Genomic DNA, 20,641 nt, shown 5'->3' on the forward strand with positions numbered 1-20,641 from the left:
AGATTATCTTGAAGAACTTTCTAAAAAGGAAGGAGTTAAAAATATTTTTGGGTTATATGTCATAGGCAAGGGTGATGTCCAACCTCTGATTGAGCAAATATTAGGAAGCAAATACAAAGATAGAATGCGTTTAATTCTCTATGACGACTTGATGGAAGTTATAACTCTAAAAGAAGAATTAGAACCAGTAATAGGGGAGAAACAAGCGATAGAGAAAGTTCAAAATCTTCTTCTACCCATTGAAAGTATCAACATTGGAAATATAGTGAGACTAATAGTGGAGATAGCTACCACTAAATCAACAGCTGTTGAGGAACAAGTTGAGGAAAAGGAGGAAAAAGAAGCCGCTGAAGGGGAAGAAGAGCCATGGACAAAAGCCGAACTTCTTTCATATTTAAAGGATGCAACACCTTATCAACGGATACTCTTAGCAGCCTTAGTACAGGTTGATAAAGAACCAGCAACAAGTAAACAGGTGACCTTCTTGATGAACGAGATTGCGAAAAGAAGACCTTCTGAAGGAATCGATAAAAAAATAACCGGTAGAGATATTGCTGGGGCACGAGGAGGTCTGAAAATGAGAAGAAAACCATTAAACAAAGAGGACATTATAGAAAGTTCTTGGAGTCATGCAAAAAGAGATTACATATACAAAATAAAGGACGATTACAAACAAATAATTATTGATTGGGTAAAAGGTGAAAAACTATGGATAAAAGAAGAAATAGGATAAGTTCTTTTGGTGACTTCCCAGTGTACGTACGGTTACAGTGCTTCGTTTCTTCGCCCAATTTTCGCAAGGCAAAACTTCGTGGTGTGTTCGGCGAACGTTATACTGGACAATAAATTAAACAGAAGCGTCTCCAAAAAAGTTTATAAATCTTCGATACGTTTTCAACTCCATGATACCCTATTTTGTAAACGTCGGTATAGCGGTTCTGGGTACTGGCATATCTGCTTACTACGACATTCGTAACAACCGTAATATACCAAGTGTTCTGTTGTACTTGTTCCTGGGGATCTCGGCAGTGTTGGCGTTCTTCACAAGTTCTGAGCCGGGTTTAACGTTCGCTACTGCGGCGGTACTGTTTCTTGCAGGTTATACGTTCTATCGGTTGGGGCATATCGGTGAGGCGGACGTTTACGTAATCTCCTCTCTGGCACTTTTGTTGCCCAGGTCACCTGTAGAACCTTACGGTTATGTTCCTTTCGTGTTTACCGTACTTGTGCTTGCCGGGATAGTGTTCTCAGGTTACGCTGCATCTGTGTACCTCCCCGCCGCCATGAAACGTAAGAAGAGGTTATCGTGGAGGGAACTGTCGGCAATAGCGTTACTGATCGGGTTGTTGTGCGTAACAGTGTACATGCTCAATGTGATGGGTATGTTCACTGTCTGGTACTACCTCATCTTTGCGTATTTCATGGCATTGGCCATCCTGTTCATGGTTTACAAGAATGAGATCAAACAATCGATGATGGAAGTGATCCCTGTTTCAAGGATCGAAGACGGGGATGTGATAGCCGTCGAGACGTTGGACAGGGAATACGTTGAGAAGAACAAGATACCCCGTGTTTTCAAACAGTCTGACCTGAACAAACTCAAGAAAGCGGGAATCAGAAAATTACCTGTTTATACCAAGTTACCTCCATTCCTCCCCTTCGTGTTCATCGGCCTTTTGATCTCCCTTTACACGGGCGACCTTTTCATGCATCTCATCAATATCTATGTGTACATATAACCCAACAACATACCTATGAGCGCGCATACGATGTTTGTGGTCATCTTGTTACCTATCCCTCTTTCTTCCAAAACCCCTACAACGCTGTCAACCAAACTGCCTATCCATCCGATAACCCCTATGACCACTGCATCGTACAAACTGATGTTGAGAAGTGCCGTGCCCGTTAATCCTATCGCGAGCGCACCAACGAACGACATGAACGTGCCGAACGGACTGACCGCACCGCTTGTACCTGGTTTGGTCTTCTTTAACGTCAGTAGGTCTATAGGTTCCTCTCCCAGGACACCGAGTTCAGAGGCGAACTTGTCGGAAGTGACGGCTGCAACCGCACCGAGGTATGCGTAAGGTGATACAAACGCTGCTATCAGAGGTACCAATCCGTTGGACACTACGTTCTCCCAACTTCTTTCATGTTCGTAGATACCCATAGATTTCTTTTCATAGTACCCGTATTTTGTAACCATTACACTTAGAAGCAGGAATATGAGTAAGATGACGAAGTATACTGGACTGATGTAGACCAATAACCCTCCTATCGCAAGTGCTACAACTATACCTTGCGGGTCTAATAGAAGCACATGTCTTATTCTTGAAGAGACCGTTTTAGGCGTCATAAACGTTTTCCCCCTTACGCGATACATCCGTATGCATTATCGAATTCATCTGCATTCTATCTTGTTGTCTGTTATATAGAATTTTCGGTCGGTGAACTGTTCTATTACCCATGCATGCGTCTTAGCATGTTGAGTGATCTCCGATGTTATTATCTTCGATCTCTCCTCTGCAAGAGCCATGTACAACATGACTTGGTCAGCAGTGTGTTTATCTACCGGATACATCTTCTCTCTTTCGTATTCTTTGCAGACTTCTTCGGCCACCTCTTCTGCAGGTTTACCTTTTCTTCCCAAAGAATGGATACCCAACCCAAACCTGTGGAATATCACAGCGTTACCCGGCGATAATGAGTCAACACGGTTTATTTTAATGTTTGCGTCAGGGTAATGTTTTAATATTACTGCCCGCTCACGTTTTGCAACATGCTCGGGTAACCCGCCTATGATTATGGATACGTTTGTTTTCTCCTCTATCGGTCTATCTAAAATTATCCCTTTAAGCTCTTTAACAGGTTCTATGACCGATGTGATCCTACCGCCTCCCCTTGGGTAGAACCCGTACCTGAGTATTCTTGGTTCCACATGCGCACCCATCATCTCCAGCACGGGTAGAAATGCGTACGCGTATTCTTCATATGTTGGACTGAAGGGCACATGCGTACCCCCTTCCACGGTTATGTTTGACCTTCTACCTGCAAACAAAAGGGCTGGTAATGCCGCCTGTGTGAGCAGTACCGTCGAACCGGCTGTTTTGATATCAAAATGATAACTCCCCGGTCTAACCGTTCCCGGTCTGAACACTACCTCCTCACTACCTAGAGAGACCCCTTCGACATCGGCGTTGCTGACCTGTTTCAATGTTCTGACCACAGCCAGATGTTGCATCTGTAACCCTTTCTTAGGTCTGTTCTTACGGATATTGTAAATCCTGACCGGTTGACCGGTCATCACGCTCATTGACAACGCGGTTCTGAGTATCTGTCCCCCTCCTTCACCGTACGACCCGTCTATCTCTATCATAAAAATTACCTTTCATTCTATCTGAAATTAAACCTTTTCTGTACGGATGCTTGGGACAGAGAAGAAGGCCAGCACGTTACCGTGCTGGCGAGGCGACCAATTTTCCCACCGATTCCGACAGAAATCGCAATTTTATATAGAACGTTACCTTATTTAAACCTTTTGTTACATAAAACTTGAATGATGAACAACAACAGCGTTGAGGGTAATCCATCCGCAGTGCTTGAGGACCTCGAGAAGAAGAAAGGGGAACTTATCGAGGAAGCTAAGAAGGTTAACAGTAGGCTGAAGTATAAGGAGATGGAACTGAAGGCTATCGAACCCTTTGTCAAACAGACGGAAGACGTTAATCCCGAGCCTGTGAAAAGACGGTTGAGAAGGTTAGAGTTCAAGATCTCCACTCAGGCGTTCACTCCTAAGAAGGAGAAGGAATTGTTGAAACGTTTGAAAACGCTTGAGAAGGAGGCAGAGTTTGTTCTTAAGGTGGAACGTGCCCGAAAGAAGAAGGCCCTTATAGAGAAGGACCTTGAAGAACTCAGAAAGAAAAAAGAGGAACTCGACAAACAGCTCAGCGAGATCCGTGAACAGATAAAAGAGATGCGTAAGAGGATAAAAGAGGAGAAAAAGGCCAAGGCCGTAATGCCCGTGTCCGCTTCTGAGGAAGCGTACTTCTCGTTGGAGGATGTGGTAGAGATAAAACGCAAGAACAAAAAGGATTGATCTGCTTATCTTAATCTGTGAAGAAAGCGTTCAACGTGTGCTGTTTTCCCAAACCTTTCAATTCATCTTTTGTGAACCCTAATTCTTTAAGTATTTTGTACACGGCAGGTATTATCTGATTATCTATGTAATAGTTGGGGTCGTAATCGTTTGCGTATTCGGCAAGTTCTGCCTTGTCAGAGATGGATTTGCCCTTCCTGGTGATCACGTAGCCGATCACGCTCCCTTCTTTGATGTCCAAACCCCGTTCTATACCCTTCCGCGCCGCCGAGAGTTCTGGAGATTTTACAGTGTAACTCTTCGGGTTTCTCTGTATCTGCGTGTATATTACAAGGTCTCTGATCGGAACCTCGCCCTTCCTCAGTTTGTTAACTGTTTCCTTTACTATTCTCACTGCTTTCTTAGGGTCGCCTTCCTTCAGTATGGCTTTCAAAACGTTCATCTGTGTTCTCTTTGCAATCTCGGACCAGTCCCGTCTAACCAGTTCGAACCCTCTTATCTTGATCCTTCCCTGTTCATCTATCAATGCGTACTTCTTCTTCGCACCTTTTTCCGAGTTCTCTGAACCTCTTTTTGAAACAAACACACCCCTCGGATAGAACCCTTCGAGTTCGAGTTCCATCTTACCGGGTAAACTTTTGTTGACCTCTTCCATGAACCTCAACGCGTCCTCTTTGGATCTGTCACCCAGCAACAGGAACACGCTGTCCGTATCCGAATACAGCACTCTGAAACCCATGTCTTCGGCCTTTTTGATCGTTTCCTTGATATAGTATCTGCCCCATGCAGTAACGCTTGCACCGCATTCCCTACAATACCATCTCGAACGTGGATAGGCCAGATACCCGTAGAAACTGTTTGCGATGATCTTGTATGCTTGAGACCGTGCGTACAACCGTGCATATTCCTCGGTGTCAGGGTCGAGTTTCTTCAATCGTTTCTTTATCTCTATCCTCCTATCCAACAACATCTCTAAAACGGTCGGTATCAACCCCCTCCTCTTTTTACAGAATTTGTGTCCGATGGGACTGACGAACGCTTCTTCATCGTCGCAACATTCACAGTTAAGCGTAGCCGGGTCCACGTTGTGGGATATGATAATGCTCGGGTACAATCCTCTGAAATCGAACACCACGATGTCCTTGTAGATACCCGGCTCGGGCATCTTCACGTACGCGCCCTGTATCGGATTAGCCATCCTTATTCTTACAGTTGATTCGTCCGGAATGTTCGGTACTATCTCACCCCGAAGTTGCGAGTAATACATGAGTAGTGATTCGACCAGTCTTCCGGTGGTTGACCTGGCTGTCTCGGGTAACGTTTGCCTGGCCAGTTTGCTCAGTTCTATCTCCAGGGGGAGGATCTTTTCACCTATGTAAAGAGCCGCCCGCGAATCTTCGACATTGTATCTTGCAAGGTCTTCCCTTGATCTGTCGTCCTCCCACGCCTTCCAGATGTCGTGTCTGTTTACCGTATCTTTAGATTCGAGTTCTCCCCCGCCGCTGAACTCTCTGTACGCAGATTTGAGCGTCAACCGTGTGAACCTTGCCGCACCGACAGTGTTGAGGAACCGGACGGCTTCGTACACATCGAGATACGTGCGTCCCGGTATCCGAACGGTTACACTGGACCCTTTCCTAACAACCATCAAATCCGGAGATATATCTTTGTCATCTGACCGTCCCAAGGAGAGCGTTATCCCTTTGACCTTGGCACGTTTGTACATGTACGGAAAATCGAACTTCTCTATGTTGTACCCTATGAGCACGTCAGGGTCTATCTGCGAAACGATGTGAGCGAACCTGTTCAACATCTCTTTCTCGTCAGCAGTTTCTTTGACGAACGGCAGATTTATCTCTCTGTAGGTTATGACACCGTTTTTATCGCTAGAGGTACCTTCTTTCGAAGGGTCTGTGGCATAACTTATCATTATTATCGGATCCCTTCGGTAATCGGGTACGCCCTGCGGATTGTAGACCTCGATGTCAAAAGCGGCCAGTTTGAGTTTGGGCGTGATGTCAGAGATCCGTTCGACTTCATCAGCCTTTCGCCCCTTGACGGTTACCCTTACCTTTGTAAACGGTTGAATATCTTTATCTATCATAAACCTTTTTATGTAAGGTATCTTAGCCTCGTAAACCGGATAATCGCCCAATATGTTTCTGAGAGCCGGCACCTGACTTGGATGATAACACACTATCTTGTACAGGGTAACCGGTTTGCCCACAAAGGTCCTGGTAACTTTCTCCACGTCTTTGACTTCGATCCGTTCCCCCCTATGGTCCAGTAGGGACTCTCTCAGTTGTTCGGCTAACCTGTCGGGAATGTCTGCGTAGAAGTAGGGGTCAAAGGGAACCAGTACTGAACGTAATCGATTATCTTCGCCTTTAAGCATCAGAACCCCGTAGGATTGGCGTTCGTTTTCATCGTAATACGATTCAACATCTATGATTGTTCCTACAATCTCTTCCTCCAGTCCCTTTGCTTCTGTTGTTCTTTCCGTCATAAACAATACACCTGTAATCAAAGAGTCCTCTTTTTTCCTTTTACCCGATAATATACGTATAAAACTGCTTAAAACTGCTTGGGATACAGAAACTATTTAAAATCTATGGTTTTAAATACCTTCATAGGAGAAGATTTTGGTTGGCAGATAGAGAAAGTATTAAAAAATGTTTTACCATAATATATAACGTAATGGGAGGGTGGTCACGTGCCAAGGAAGAAGGCGTTTGAATTGTCACCTATAAATGAAGACGAATTGATTAGGAAGATCAGAAGTATCGATATAGATATGCTTAAACAGAAGCGAGCAGCTGAAGAGAAGGCTCTGAGTAAGAAGGTGGCCAACATACTCAAGACTGTTCAAAAGTATTATGATGCAAAACGTCTCACCCGTGACAAACGGTTGTCTTTAGGTCTCTACACCTTGGAAGAGGCTTACGACATAATCCGAAAGAACGGTATACCTATATCCTTCCGTGCCTTCTGCGGCCGCGTCGAACGTAAGAGTATCCCTTCTGTGAAGATCGGCAGGAAACGGTATATCCCGGAACCTGTTCTTTCAGATTGGATAGGTTTACATAGAGATTATTACACTGTACGTCAGGCGTACGAACAACTGAAGAAACATCTCAAACTTAATTACCGCGCATTTGTTGGCAGGATCGAGAAACAATCTATACCTTCCCTTAAGATAGGTACGCAGAGATGGGTGCCTAAGGATGTAGTTGAGAGTCTGATAAGACTTTCAAAGGATTACTACGATGTCTCGGGAGCTCTAAAGGTCTTGCGAAAGAATAAGATAAGGATTCGGAGGAACACGTTTGAACGTCGTTTGGACCGTGGTCGTATTCCGCATATAAAAGTCGGTGGAAGAAGGTACATTCATAAGGATACCTTGAATGAACTTATCCAGATCGAAAAGGCACGTCAATCAAAGAAGAAATGAAATCATGAATCGTACCTTTGGCCGTGCACTTCTACCCTCCCATTATCTTTTTTTATTATCTCTCTTTAAACCGCAGTCCTTTGAACAATCTATATGTTGAACCCTTCCAGGTTACCTCCTTTTAACATCCTTCCCAACCTACCCCGTAGGGCTCTGTTTTTCTTGACGGATTCGAGCATCTTCTTAGTTCTTTCAAACTGTTTGATCAGGTCCCTGACCTCTTCAACACGGACGCCGGCACCTCTGGCTATCCTTTCCTGTCTGCTTCTGCTTTTCTTAACCAGTACATAATCGTTCCTTTCTTCTTCAGTCATCGAGTTTATTATAGCCTCATACCGTTTCAGTTTTTCTTCGCTCTCTTCGATCGCATCTTTCGGTAGGTCGTGCAATCCCATCATCGAGAGGACTTTTCCTAAGGGACCCATCTTCTTTGCAGCTTTGAGTTGCTGATAGAACGTCTTTAGAGTGAGTTTCTCTTCGGTCAACTCGGGACCGACCTCTTTTTCAACCTCTTTAACCTTCTCTATCAGGGCTTCGAGGTCAGGGAACCCTAAGAGTCTTCCTACGAACCTTCTCGAATCAAAGGGTTCGATGTCCTCGATACGTTCGCCGTGACCGATGAATGCTACCTTAACACCGGTTGCGGCGACGGCGCTTAACGCGCCGCCCCCTTTAGCACTACCGTCTATCTTCGTAACTATTACTCCTGTGATCCCGATCGCCTTGTTGAACTCCTCCGCCTGTTTACCTGCACTCTGTCCTATGTCCGCACTTATAACAAGATATTTTTCATCCGGTTTAAACGCATCAGCAATCTTTCTGAGTTCGTCTATCAACGCATCATCGAAAGCGTTTCTTCCGGCAGAATCCAGGATGAGAACCTCCTCCCGTGCCTTTTCCAGAGCGTACTTTACTATCTTTTCGACATCGGTCTCTCCTTTGATACCGTACATCGGTACGTTGATCTTTTTGGCGAGTTGTTCCAGTTGTTCGTAAGCGGCAGGTCTATCAACATCGCACGCGATCATCGCTGTGGACAGACCTTTCTTCTTAAAATAGTATGCAAGTTTTGCAACGGTTGTCGTTTTACCTGATCCGTATAACCCCAACAGCATGATCCTCTGTTTCTTCAACCGTGGTTCATACCGTTCTCCCAAGAGTTCGGCAAGTTCGTCATACACGACTTTGATCACGTGTTCTCTAACGGTCAACCCCTTCAACTGTTTCGTGTCTAATGCCTTCTCCTGTATCCTTTTAGAAAGTTCCTTTACAAGACGGACGTTTACGTCTGATGAGATGAGAACTCTCTGCAGTTCTTTAACGATCTCTTTAACCGTTTTTTCATCTATGTACGGTGCTCCGGTTATCCGTGATATAACATTACGTAACCCTTTTCCTAAATCGACCATGTAACTTTTAACACATCTACCAATTTTAAACCTAACTAACCCTTCCGCAAACCGTCTGGAAAATGCCTTTTATTCAGGATTTCCTTTTTTATCAAAACACTTAATCCAAAACTGAGACAAACCAGTATAATGCCGATGCCGCAACCATACTTAAAAGATGTAATAATTCCATAACCATTTTTTATGAAATAACCTGCAAACAAAAGGGATACAAAAATGAATATTCCAACCATGCCTAAGAGAACGACAAACAAATTATTATGCGCACCGGTAAATTGATTGTACTTTTTATCCATCGGCTCTTTTGGGCCTGAGTAATAGAAAATAAAAGCAAAAATAGATAATAATATCCCTGTACCTATAGCAAAGAGGGCGCCAGGGAGGTCTTTCTCAATGAGGGTTGTGCCAAGATAGAGTGTTCCTATTCCGAAGAGAAAAACAATGCATACTGCGATTGTTCTTTGGGTTTTGTAATTCCCAGGAAATAGATACTTGAATATCCGATGGGTACGTGCATCCTTGCCTGATAGAACAACGAGGGACCCAAGTATATACGCAAAAAACACTATCGCAAATAAAACATACAGAATCTCCATCATGACACATTTTGCTTCTTTTTCTTATTTAAAACATACTCCTTACCTAAATATATCAAACCGGACGGTTGATTAACTGTGCTTTTTTAGCATTTTAGAGATTGAACAATGCTAAAGTCATCTTTCTGCAACATATTCGAACATCATCCTGACATATTGGTCTACTTCGTTTCCTATTCCAGGATAGGAGAAATATTGTTCGGTTACCTCATTATGATACCTGCTTAAATACTCTACCAACCCGAGTTGAGAGTATTTAACCGGCATGTTTCTTTCTATAATGTTTTCTACTAGATAATTGATCCCGTGGATATTAACATCTCCCAACCCGACACCACTGACTCCTATGTATTGTGCCTTTAACTTTGAATGTGATTGATACAGAGGTATTGCATATGCGCTGGTACAAGAACCTAACCATACAATTATTCTTCTATCGAGATTCCTTTCTTCAAAGTCATCGACTTTAAGGTAGTTTAAAAGGTTGTACGAATGACCCCTGAATGCGATAATGTCTGAATCTTTCAATGCGTTTTTTGCATACTCTGCTTTATCTCCTATTTCTTTGCGTTTCGGAGAAACAAACTCATATATCAGTTTAATCCCTTTGACGTTTGCGGTTATTCTTGTGCCTTCAAATCCATACTTTTCAAAGTCTTCAGTACTGTATGTTATTCCCTTTAACTTCAGCCAATTTTCAGTTTCTTCTATGCTAAGTGTCTTCCAATCGCTTTCAACAGCGTTTTCATAGTCAAAGATCTGAACAACCTTTATTATACCATCTTTTTTAACAGAAAGCGGGTCGAGCATATTTTGTGTTCTTATCATCTTTGCAACCCTTACACCTTCTGGATCAATATTTTTTAATGTGTTATAATCATGGTCGGAGATCTGGAACAGCAAATATTCCAATGCGTATCTATGTCTTCCCGAAGTTAAACTTATTTTGTTTTCAATTTCTGTTCTTAAGTTTTGAACTAAATTCTTGTATTCTCCTTCATCAAAGTGTTTGGACTGTTCAATAAATTTAGACAGCAAATAATACTTTTTGGGGTTGTAATCTTCTTTTATGACCATTGCAAACATACTATTCATTTTATTTATGAGGTCAGGGTCATCTGAAAATAGTGCGAGCTCATTATACAAAAGTATTCTCTGATAAAAATTATAACTCAGATTTTTGAACAACTCCTTATCAGGTATATTTTCAGAGAGATATTCTGTGACCTTTTTTTCTCCACATAATGTTTTCAGTCGGTTTAATACCATCTTATTCGATGTGGTTAACATCAGTTCAGGGTCGCTTACTGCTAACGCGATCACTTCTTCTTCAGATAACTGGTTAACATACATCCTAGCATTATACATTTTATGATTATAGACGTATCTATCTAATCTCTCACCCATACCCCTTGCAATGTCGTTGATCAGTCCCTCGCAATCCCTACAATTTAAAAGCCTCTGTAATATCATTTTTCTGAATTCTCTATACTTCCCTCCTTGCTGATTTCCTATTATTCGCAGTACATCTTTCGAACGTTTCCATAGCGTATCATTTCCATAATTGTCAAGTAGTCTTTTAACATGTTCTTTTTTAATCTTCTCAGGATGGTATATAGCGATTTGTTCCATTATGGTGAGTGAAGTAAGGTTGTTTATTTCACTTATTGTATCTATCAATAAATCGATATTTTTACCTGACATCTCCATCTTGTTCAATTTTTCATATACTATTTGAGCAACATTATTGCTGACCTTCTCATCTTGAAGTATTTCATTGTTTCTTTTTATTAAATCAATTAGGTCTTTCATTTGTTCATCTCTTATTGATTCTTCTATCTTTGGCACATCAATATCTATTTTTAAAATTTTTCCGAGTAGTTTTGATGCATTCTCATTTTCTAATGCTAGGTGAATCAAGCCCAAAGAAACTAATTCAGGATATAATCTGTGATCTATGCCTTTCAGTACTTCATAGAATTCGTCAAAATTTTCGAACATCTTTTTTATAACTTCTTTTCGAACATCTTGGTTATTTAAAGTTACCATAGCGTCAAAGATTCTGTTGATCATACTACGTTCCTTTTTATCAGTTTTGGAATTTCTTACATGTAATAGGTCATCGAGATACGGAACCAATAGTTTTCCTTTACCCTTTTCTACTGTTGAAATCAAGACGCTTACCCCTCTCCAAAAAGTTTCATGATTACAATTTTCGATTACATCGATAACTGTAGAAATAGTATCTTCATTTATCAAACCAGGTTCATGTTTTGCAATCAGTATTAGATACTCTAATGCTTTGTTGATTTTATATTGGTCTTTTTCCGTTTTTAAAATATAATTTATGTTTCTTACGTCCTCTTGTGTCAGTGTATTCCACTCATTATTTTTTCTGGCCAATTCAACTCGTTGTAAGGTCAGCTTTATATCTGTATCTTTAACGTTTTTTGAAAATTTAATCTCTCCAACGTGCGTTTTATCAACCTTTTTAGTTTTGATTTCTGGCATTCCATCACCAATTCATGGGTTTACTCAGATATTGTTTCTAACATCAAAATTTTAAGGATTATTTACTTTCTCTGTATTTCAAATAAACCTCTAACATATCTTCATCTTTTCCAGGATAAGTAATATCTTTTATTCCTTTCAACTCTGTTTCGGTGAACGGTATCAGTTTATCATTCAAGAGTATCGTGTTGAGTATTGATTCAATTATACGAATATTTCTATTCCCGTATCCCACATTTATGTTTGCAATATAGTATATGTCTGGCGCGTTTGCTTTGAAATCAGGTATGCTACTCACACTATAACATGATCCGAAGAACATGATAGCACCTGATTGTGCGGATAGAAGAACGGTAGGGGTAAAGTACATATTCTGATTTGCGATATCACCACGGTATGCTATGAGGTCAGCATCCCTGATAACCTTTTTCACATACTCCTTCAAGTCTCCCTTAACATTACCACTCCTGGGACGATGAAACTCAAGGACTATTTTTAAGTTGTCTACATTTGCCGTAAGAGTAATCTTCTCCCAATTGTTAGAGTGAGTAGTCGTCTTTTGGATACCGGTTATCTTTACCTTACCTTTCAGGTCCTTACCGAGATCACCATATCTCAGATAACTTTCAAACCTCTTTATACTGGCATGGAACCAATTCTCACGATTACTCGGCCAATGATCAAAAATCTGGACAACCTTGATCACATTATCTTTTTTCAACCTCGTAGGGTTCAAACAGAGTTCTTGTTTAATCTTCTCTATCGCTTCTGCTGATTCGGTGTTTATAGGTTGTCCTGTGATTTGGTAGTATAAGAATTCCTTCATCAAATCAGGTTTTGAGGTGGTTGTGGTCATACTGTTTTTGATTTTATCTGATAACTTACGTTTATCTATGAACGGCCCTCTATATTCAGAAAAGAAACGTATGACTAAAAGAAGGTCATGTTCATCGTTTGATACTGCCAAGTTTGTTATCACGTCTTCAAGTCCGTCAAGATGATGGTTGTTCAACGCTGCGAGGAGACAAACGTTCTTGTTGATGTATTCCTTAAATTTACTGTCTAACGTTTGTGTGTTTACCCATTCAACTGGATCTTTACCGTCTGATAAATCTAATACCTTCAACCATACGAGTTTCTGTATTTCAGGTGGGAAGGTTGTCGGGTCAAGAGTTAGTAAGGCGAGAACTTCTATATTACTCAATCTTCCTATCTCATGTGCGATCTCACTCTTCTTTTTCATCTTAATATTTTCTAACCATTGGTTGCATATCTCCTTAACCAAGTTTAATCTATCTGAGAAGTGGGTCTCTGTTTGGTTTGTGTTTACTGTTTCCTTTTTTACTGTAGTATTCTTTGTGTTGAGCGAATCAGCCAATACCGGTTGCCCAGCAAATCCAGAGGATATATTTGCAAGCACGATCAGACTAGTTAACAGTTTCTTGGGTTTCATTACCATAATAATATTTGGACAACCTTTCTTTATAATTTTTGTGTTAATATATAGTAATATGTATTTGATGTTACTGTGATCGGGTGAATACTAGGATGAAAAAGTTTGAGGGTAGTTCTGTCTTGAGGCAAAATTTTTAACTTTCGATACAGAATTGATAAGAATATTATGCATTTAATCCACAATTCAAGATTTATATACTCTAACTCCTAAACATATAGTCATCAAAAATGAATATATCAAGAAAAACTTAAGGTGAGATTGTGAAGGTAAAGATGAGAACTAAACCTTCTGAACACGAACACAAGGGGTTAATTGATTTGAATGTGATCCCCGTCCCTATCACATCAAAACACCTACGCAGCGAGATCAACGACCCCGAGAAGTTAATCCCCCCGTACGATAAAAATCCGCTCTACAATCCTAAGATGAGTTATCTACTGGAGACACATACTCTCTCAACATTAAAGGATGAAGGTTATCTTAACGATAGGGATGACGTGTTCCAGTACATCAACCGCATGAAAGACTTTCTCAACCTTAAACCAGTCCATAACAAAACAGATTGGAATAAACTGGTCTCATATCTCTCTAAGATCCCGAGGAAGGAGTTCAACCTCCAGGACATACTGGACATCAACCAGCGAGCGGTAGATACTATACTGAACACGTATAAACCTGTTAAATACCTGGAGGATGGTTCTGAGAACCCAATATACTATTTAGACGGAAACATGTTAACCACGTTCATGACGTACGAATCCGTACCTAAGGGTACCAGACGTATAGGACCTAAGGGGAAGAGGTTCTACATATACTACACCCCAAAGGCGAGGATCGAGTTGTTAGACATGATGTTGCGGGAAGGGTATGATCCAAGGTTTCTACCCTCTCTTAACGATCGTGTGATCTCGGTTGGTGCCTTCCAGTTCCGTAGGAGTAATTATTACGTGTTACAGAAGAAGTATCCAGAGTTATTTCAAAAATCCTATGAGGAGATGATCACTTCCCTAGAAGGTCAAGCCCTGATGACAGCAGCCCTACTCTACGATAACATGATATACTTTGTCAAGAACATATACTCAAAATCTGATCAGATCAAGAGGTTGTTCAAAACCGCATCTGTCCACGAGAAACGTGAGTTCTTGGTATCTGTTTTGGCGGCGATGTATAACTCGGGACCTACCGACGTCCGTAAGGTTATGGAAAAGGTTTTAACCAAGGACCATACCTCACTCTCAGAATTACGTATTGATTTCATAAAAACACTCGCCGAATCAGGTGGGAAGATCAGTGCACCCTACTCTGAATACGTGGGAGCCTTGTATTTTGAGGTGGAACGGGTTAACTCTGAGGAAGAAAGATTACGCGATGTCATCAGTTTAGAACCGATCCTCAAACCCAGGATTGAAGACACGTTATCCGAAGGGTTAGCATCCGCACGTGCCGAATCAGACGCCCTCTACATAGATTCATCGGTTGAACGGTCATCCCTCCCAAACATAGAGAGTAGGATACCCGAGTTCCGACCCCGAGAAACACAACCACTATCTAGAGAGGAAAGTAAACCCGTACACCTGCCTGAAGAGAGAGTTCCTGTCGCCAAGATAGGTAGGAGTGGTCGTCTCCTATTACGTAAGAGTTTGGGGACGGAATACTACACATTTACACTACCGACCGATTTCACAGAAGAGGAAATTAAGGTTCTATTAGAGGATCCCAAGGATCTGGATGAGATACACGCTTTTAACCAGGAGAGTTCGATCTCGCCTGGCAAGGTATTCTATGTCCCACGAGATCTAATCAAGGAGGAACTACGTGATGGTCGGTTCGTTGTGATCAGGGTGGACGGTCGGTTAACCCCGGATTCTTTAATACAGATTACTCGTCAATATTGTAAAGGCCCGGTCATTCCGAACAGTAAGATCATCCGGTTCTACTCAAACATCACGGATTGGGATAAGGAACAGAACTATGTGAGGATCCCGGTCGGTCTGCTTAAGAAGAAGTATCTAAAGTAGATTAGATGATTTGTCTAGTGTTTTAAGGTTTAAACACGTCTCTGTTTCAACTAGTTTGTTTCCGATAGGACACAAACTAAAAATCATCCCCCAAAACTTTCGTATTTCTTCAGTCCCCTCTCCCATAACTTATACTCTATCCAGAATATCAGAATGAATCCTAAGAAAACTTCTGATATATAGAGCGGAGACGCGGTCAGTTCCCCTGCGAACGCATGACTAGGAAACACCGACACGAACAACAGCGGATAGAGGATTACGGAGAACAAACCAGTTTTTATCTTATCTATAGGATTACGACATAGAAAGAGTAGACTGTATATGAATTCGTCTACCGCTTCAGCGGTATCGTACCAGTAAAGACCGACGATCAGAATTATGAAGAACAGGGCTGCATGAATGAATACAGAGAATATAAAGAATACTAAGAAAAGCGGAAGGTCAACATCCACATGATACACATGGGGTACCAACCACAACGTCACTAATGATGTTAGGATCCCGGGTGTACTGAGAAGGTCGCCATGACGGAGACAAAGATATCTCAACAGACGGACTGGTTTTGTCATGTAGACGGTCAACCGTTCTTTAAACAACTCTTTTATCCACGGGTCAATCCCTATCACGTATGTGATCTCGCGGGATAACAATCCGATCGTGGATAACAGGATCAACTCCGGATAAGACCACCCATGGAACCCCTCACCGTCGCTCAGCATGAACCAGAACACTATACCGGTAAGTATAGAGGTGAGCGTAGTCAGGAACATGAACACCCATCCTATCCTGTATTCCATGTTTTCTTTGAACCGCACCCGCAACAGACGCAGTATCAACCTGAGGCCCATTCACACACCCCTATTTATCCTACACATCATCCTCCCTGCGACTCAAACCGCTTCCAACCTCTCCTATGTAGCAGGTACCCAAATATGCCCAACATGATAGACCAGAAGAACAGTGTGATACCTCCCATGACCAGGTATGATAGTTCTCCGGTCAACAGGAACTGTATCATGTAATACCTGCGGAATGGAAAAGGTAACCAATCCAACATCTTCTGCGCCCAACCCGGGAATGACGAAAGCGGTACAAGACCTCCGCTCAACGCGTACGCAACCGTTCCGTAGACATGGTTTACCCCCCATACATCGTACATGTAGAACGCTAAACCACCGATTATGTACTCGATGACGAAATCGTAAATTGTGATCAACAGCAGGACGACCGGAAGAAGGATTACCGTGTGCGGTTGGGGAACGAAACCCGTTAATATCATGAGCAGATAACCTGTCAGTATGCTGACCGATGTTTCAACCATCTGATAACCGATAACCTCAGAACCTATGGCGGTAGATAACCGGACCGGTTTAAGAAAATACAGACACCACCCCTGTTTGATGCTACTAGAATATTTTGATTCTACATAGGGCATGACCCTACCCACTACCACGTATTCGGAAAGTAAGAAATACTGTGTTAAATACAGAGCGTCCTCGTGCAACAGATGAGACCACAGGACGGTTAACAGGACGACGAACATCAGATTAAGTGATAACGAGAAGATTAGACGGTATGGGTAGGCATAGTATCTTTTGATACCCCTACGAAGGATGGATATGTACGCGTTCACGGACATGGTCTCACACCCGTTCAATGTTCGCAGTTTACCTCTCCCTGTATATCTCTTTAATGATCTCCTCTAGAGCAGGTTCTGTCACATCCATCTGAGAGAGTTCTACAGAGGAGGTTAACATCTCAAAGAACGCCTTCTGTCGTCTCTTGGATAACCGACCTCTGAAATAGGTCTCGCCCTTCTCAACATCCTTTAACATCTTAACCATTTTATTGAACAATCTCTCATCCTTTACCTCGGTAAATTCAACAACCACATCCTTAAACTTCACATACTTACTCCTAAGCGTATCAACAGGTCCGTCAAACACAACCTTACCCTTACTCAACACGATCACACGTTCGCACAACCGTTCAACATCATCTATATTATGTGTAGTCAGCACGACCGTAACCCCGTCCCTTTTATTAATCTCATGAAGAAATCTATGCACCTTCTCCTTGGCTAATGGGTCTATACCTATGGTAGGTTCGTCTAAGAAGACCAACTCAGGTCTGTGTAAGAACACAACACCCAGTTCGCCCCTCATCCTCTGTCCGAAGGACAGTTTACGTACTGGCATGTGTAGGAGATTTTCCAACTCTAAGAGACGGTTCAACAGTTTCATTCGGTTATCGTAGAAGGTATCGGATAAACCGTAGATATCTTTATACATGAGGAAGGATTCCTCCAACTCAATATCAAATATGAGATTACTCCTGTTCCCGAAGAGTACACCGATCCTCTTCAGATACTCCTTCCTCCTCTTCCAAGGTATTTCGCCGAGACAACTCACCCTACCGCTGGTAGGTGTCAGTATTCCCGAAAGGATCTTAATAGTGGTTGTCTTACCAGACCCGTTCTTACCGAGGAGACCTAAGAACTCACCTTTACCCACGGTAAAAGAGATATCCTCAACTGCCCTGAACACCTCCCAATCCCTGATGAATACATTCTTCACCCTCTGGAAAAGGGTCCTGGGCTTCTTTGGAACGTTGAACTCCTTTACCAGATGCTCGACACGGATCGCATTTCCCATCCGAACCGCCTCTATTCTTCGATGTTGGGATTATGTAGTTTAAAAATCTTCTTCGCTTTTACTTTTCGGTGCTCTTGTGAATATTCTTTGAAAATTAATCCAGCGAGTTGTGGAATGAGATAAGAAGGAAAGTGAAGTAAAAAGGTATGTAGGAAGGAAAATAAGAGTATGAGAAAAGTGAAATATGAAAATGAGAAGATGTGCCCGTAGAAAACTTAATTCCCCAGGCGAATTAACCGGTATTTATTCGCAACCGCAGATTTTTCAGTGGCACGCGTAAAGTTTTTAAAACACTTTGGAAATAAAGTGATAACGGTAGGGCCAGTAGCTTAGCCTGGTTAGAGCGCCGGTCTTATACGACACAGAACGGTACATCTTCACAGAACCGTTCTGACGCGCTCTGAGACAACCGGAGGTCGGGCGTTCGAATCGCCCCTGGCCCATCATCTGACCCATGTAAAGCTATTTTTATGATGAATGGATAGGAAACGTTGTGATGTTTATGAACCGTCGTGATAAACTGTTTCTCAAACGGATTGCCCGTGAACGCGCAGAACTCCTTATCAAATATGCCTTTGAAACGTATCGCGATGATCCGGCGTTGGCGAGGCGCTACACGCGCCTCGCCAAACGCCTGTGCGAACGGTACAACGTCCGTCTCCGCGGATTGCGTCGGTTGTTCTGTCAGAGATGTTTCACGCCATGGATCCCTGACGAAACGGTGGACATCGAACCGAATCCGTATAACGAAAATCTTTTAATCTACAGATGTAAGATATGCGGTTACAAACGGTCCTTTCCGAAACCTTTTGCAGAGCGGGCCGGCGGACCGGAACGGTCCGATAAGACCGATGGATAAACTCGGCAGGGCGGGTGTAACGGTTCGGGATCGAGACGGGAAAAGGGGTGAAGACATGAAGGTTACGCCATGGGAAGTGGAGGGCGAGGTTGATTACGATAAGTTGATAGAAGAGTTCGGGATACAGAAGATCACGGATGAGTTGTTGGACAAGGTTGAACGGTTGACAGGAGAACTTCATTTCATGCTCAGGAGGAGGATATTCTTTGCACATCGTGATTTCGATTGGATACTCAATGAATACGAGAAAGGTAACAAGTTCTATCTGTATACAGGGAGAGGACCTTCCGGTCACACGCATCTCGGCCATCTTCTTCCATGGGTGTTTACCAAATGGTTACAGGATAAGTTCGATGCAGAACTGTATTTCCAGATCACGGATGACGAGAAATATCTGCACCGTAACGACCTGAGTTTAACCGATGTCAAAAGGTACGCTTACGAGAACGTTTTGGACGTGATAGCGGTCGGGTTTGATGAAAACAGGACCAGGATATTCATCGACACCGAGTATGCAAAGACGTTGTACCCACAGGCGATACGTGTGGCCAAACACATTACCTTTTCCACGGCTTCGGCGGTGTTCGGGTTTACACCTTCCACGAACGTTGGATTGAGTTTTTACACGAGTATGCAGTCGGTACCGGCATTCCTCAAATCCGTTGAGGAGGGACGTAACGTGCCCTGTCTGATACCTCATGCCGTTGACCAGGACCCGCATTTTCGGATCGCCCGTGACGTGTTACCCAAGTTAGGTTATTACAAACCCGCATCGGTTCAATGCATATTTTTCCCGGGATTGAAGAAGGGCGGTAAGATGTCTGCCTCAGACCCTGATTCTACGATATTCACTACCGACGACCCTGAAACGGTTAGACGTAAGGTTTACCGCGCGTTCACAGGTGGACGCGATACCGTTGAAGAACAGAAACGGTTGGGCGGACGACCCGAGGTTTGCACGGTGTTTGCCTATTACAGGATGTTCTTCGAACCCGATGACAGAGAACTTAACGAACGGTACCAACGTTGCAAATCCGGCGCGTTGACATGTGGTGAGTGTAAGAGGGAACTTGCCGACCGTATAACACGGTTTCTTGAGGAACATCGGAAGAGACGGGAACGTGCGCGTTTGCTTGTCGACAGGTATTTGGTCAGGGATTGAAAACGGTTGGGCAGTATTCAAAAGCAGACGTTCAGACGGCATCTATGTAAACAACACCGGACTCCTTGTGCACTTCAACGGCCGACCCTTCAACGTTGTCCGCATCGACTTCGCATATCAGTTTATCCGTGTACGCGGTTTCGTTCATGTACACTATTTTGAGGTGCTGGTTTTTTCCGGAGCCTACAACATCTATCGTAACCTTTTCCAAAGGAAACCGTACCGTCTTCCTGCTTCCTTCGCCGAGCACGCAGATCTCGTTAACGGTATCCTCAAGGTCGTTGGCAACCATCATAAGACGCGATGTTCGGACGCTTTCATCTCCGGTGTGTTTGATGTTCATCAAAATACTGAAAGATACAACTAGCATCGAAAAGAAAACGGCAAGGATAATAAGGAATTCCAGAGATGCCTGAGCTTTCATGTATC

At 42.7% G+C, this 20,641-nt stretch carries 18 protein-coding genes and 1 tRNA gene; 8 read left to right on the plus strand and 11 right to left on the minus strand.

Annotated elements, in window-relative coordinates; all coding sequences use genetic code 11:
* The coding region (locus J7K41_00800; GenBank protein MCD6549238.1) for a hypothetical protein at window positions 1–733 on the plus strand (733 nt) is incomplete at its 5' end.
* Between the two features lie 169 nt (window positions 734–902).
* Window positions 903–1,739 carry a hypothetical protein gene (locus J7K41_00805; protein ID MCD6549239.1) on the plus strand — a complete coding sequence of 279 codons (837 nt, stop codon included), beginning with the start codon at window positions 903–905 and terminating at the stop codon, window positions 1,737–1,739.
* Here the strand turns inward: J7K41_00805 and J7K41_00810 are convergent.
* Both J7K41_00810 and rtcA read right to left on the minus strand, forming a co-directional pair.
* Window positions 1,724–2,356 carry a DUF92 domain-containing protein gene (locus tag J7K41_00810; protein MCD6549240.1) on the minus strand — a complete coding sequence of 211 codons (633 nt, stop codon included), beginning with the start codon at window positions 2,354–2,356 and terminating at the stop codon, window positions 1,724–1,726. The two genes, J7K41_00805 and J7K41_00810, sit on opposite strands and share 16 nt — an antisense overlap.
* A gap of 45 nt (window positions 2,357–2,401) precedes the next feature.
* Entirely contained in the window at window positions 2,402–3,376 is a 975-nt protein-coding gene (gene rtcA / locus J7K41_00815) for an RNA 3'-phosphate cyclase (protein ID MCD6549241.1), read from the minus strand.
* Window positions 3,377–3,556: 180 nt separating this feature from the next.
* Between rtcA and J7K41_00820 the strand changes: the two genes are divergently transcribed.
* Entirely contained in the window at window positions 3,557–4,096 is a 540-nt protein-coding gene (locus J7K41_00820) for a hypothetical protein (GenBank protein MCD6549242.1), read from the plus strand.
* Between the two features lie 10 nt (window positions 4,097–4,106).
* Here J7K41_00820 and J7K41_00825 read toward each other — a convergent pair whose 3' ends face one another.
* Window positions 4,107–6,602 (minus strand): DNA polymerase, encoded by a 2,496-nt coding sequence (locus J7K41_00825; GenBank protein MCD6549243.1) that lies wholly within the window; start codon window positions 6,600–6,602, stop codon window positions 4,107–4,109.
* 207 nt (window positions 6,603–6,809) lie between these two features.
* Here J7K41_00825 and J7K41_00830 point away from each other — a divergent pair, with 207 nt between their 5' ends.
* Complete coding sequence (locus tag J7K41_00830) at window positions 6,810–7,547, plus strand: helix-turn-helix domain-containing protein (GenBank protein ID MCD6549244.1); 738 nt, start codon at window positions 6,810–6,812, stop codon at window positions 7,545–7,547.
* Between the two features lie 89 nt (window positions 7,548–7,636).
* On the opposite strand, the gene ffh is transcribed toward J7K41_00830, so the two are convergent.
* The 4 genes from ffh to J7K41_00850 form a co-directional block, all read right to left on the minus strand.
* Window positions 7,637–8,956 carry a signal recognition particle protein gene (ffh, locus tag J7K41_00835; GenBank protein ID MCD6549245.1) on the minus strand — a complete coding sequence of 440 codons (1,320 nt, stop codon included), beginning with the start codon at window positions 8,954–8,956 and terminating at the stop codon, window positions 7,637–7,639.
* 35 nt (window positions 8,957–8,991) lie between these two features.
* Window positions 8,992–9,555, minus strand: a complete 564-nt coding sequence (locus tag J7K41_00840) for a hypothetical protein (protein ID MCD6549246.1) — start codon at window positions 9,553–9,555, stop codon at window positions 8,992–8,994.
* Between the two features lie 114 nt (window positions 9,556–9,669).
* Window positions 9,670–12,063 (minus strand): hypothetical protein, encoded by a 2,394-nt coding sequence (locus tag J7K41_00845; protein ID MCD6549247.1) that lies wholly within the window; start codon window positions 12,061–12,063, stop codon window positions 9,670–9,672.
* A 58-nt stretch (window positions 12,064–12,121) separates the two neighbouring features.
* A complete protein-coding gene (locus tag J7K41_00850) occupies window positions 12,122–13,522 on the minus strand; it encodes a hypothetical protein (GenBank protein ID MCD6549248.1) in 1,401 nt (466 codons plus the stop codon).
* A gap of 257 nt (window positions 13,523–13,779) precedes the next feature.
* On the opposite strand from J7K41_00850, the gene J7K41_00855 reads away from it, so the two are divergent.
* Window positions 13,780–15,537, plus strand: a complete 1,758-nt coding sequence (locus tag J7K41_00855) for a hypothetical protein (GenBank protein ID MCD6549249.1) — start codon at window positions 13,780–13,782, stop codon at window positions 15,535–15,537.
* Between the two features lie 83 nt (window positions 15,538–15,620).
* Here J7K41_00855 and J7K41_00860 read toward each other — a convergent pair whose 3' ends face one another.
* From J7K41_00860 to J7K41_00870, 3 genes are read right to left on the minus strand one after another with little or no spacing between them, the layout of a single operon-like run.
* The gene (locus J7K41_00860) at window positions 15,621–16,385 is read right to left on the minus strand and encodes an ABC-2 family transporter protein (protein MCD6549250.1); all 765 of its coding nucleotides are present in this window, start codon (window positions 16,383–16,385) and stop codon (window positions 15,621–15,623) included.
* Window positions 16,386–16,411: 26 nt separating this feature from the next.
* Window positions 16,412–17,176 carry a hypothetical protein gene (locus J7K41_00865; GenBank protein ID MCD6549251.1) on the minus strand — a complete coding sequence of 255 codons (765 nt, stop codon included), beginning with the start codon at window positions 17,174–17,176 and terminating at the stop codon, window positions 16,412–16,414.
* A gap of 28 nt (window positions 17,177–17,204) precedes the next feature.
* Window positions 17,205–18,191 carry an ATP-binding cassette domain-containing protein gene (locus J7K41_00870; protein MCD6549252.1) on the minus strand — a complete coding sequence of 329 codons (987 nt, stop codon included), beginning with the start codon at window positions 18,189–18,191 and terminating at the stop codon, window positions 17,205–17,207.
* Window positions 18,192–18,509: 318 nt separating this feature from the next.
* Between J7K41_00870 and J7K41_00875 the strand changes: the two genes are divergently transcribed.
* The 3 genes from J7K41_00875 (at window position 18,510) to J7K41_00885 (ending at window position 20,212) form a co-directional block, all read left to right on the plus strand.
* A tRNA-Ile gene (locus tag J7K41_00875) sits at window positions 18,510–18,634 on the plus strand.
* Window positions 18,635–18,687: 53 nt separating this feature from the next.
* Window positions 18,688–19,050, plus strand: coding sequence for a ribonuclease P (locus tag J7K41_00880; GenBank protein ID MCD6549253.1), 363 nt, complete (start codon window positions 18,688–18,690; stop codon window positions 19,048–19,050).
* 55 nt (window positions 19,051–19,105) lie between these two features.
* Window positions 19,106–20,212: a tryptophan--tRNA ligase gene (locus tag J7K41_00885; GenBank protein MCD6549254.1), complete on the plus strand. Its 1,107-nt coding sequence runs from the start codon at window positions 19,106–19,108 to the stop codon at window positions 20,210–20,212.
* 31 nt (window positions 20,213–20,243) lie between these two features.
* Here J7K41_00885 and J7K41_00890 read toward each other — a convergent pair.
* Window positions 20,244–20,641: hypothetical protein (locus J7K41_00890; GenBank protein ID MCD6549255.1), on the minus strand; the 398-nt coding region annotated here is incomplete at its 5' end.

Source organism: Candidatus Micrarchaeota archaeon (assembly GCA_021163225.1).
Lineage (GTDB): Archaea > Micrarchaeota > Micrarchaeia > Anstonellales > JAGGXE01 > JAGGXE01.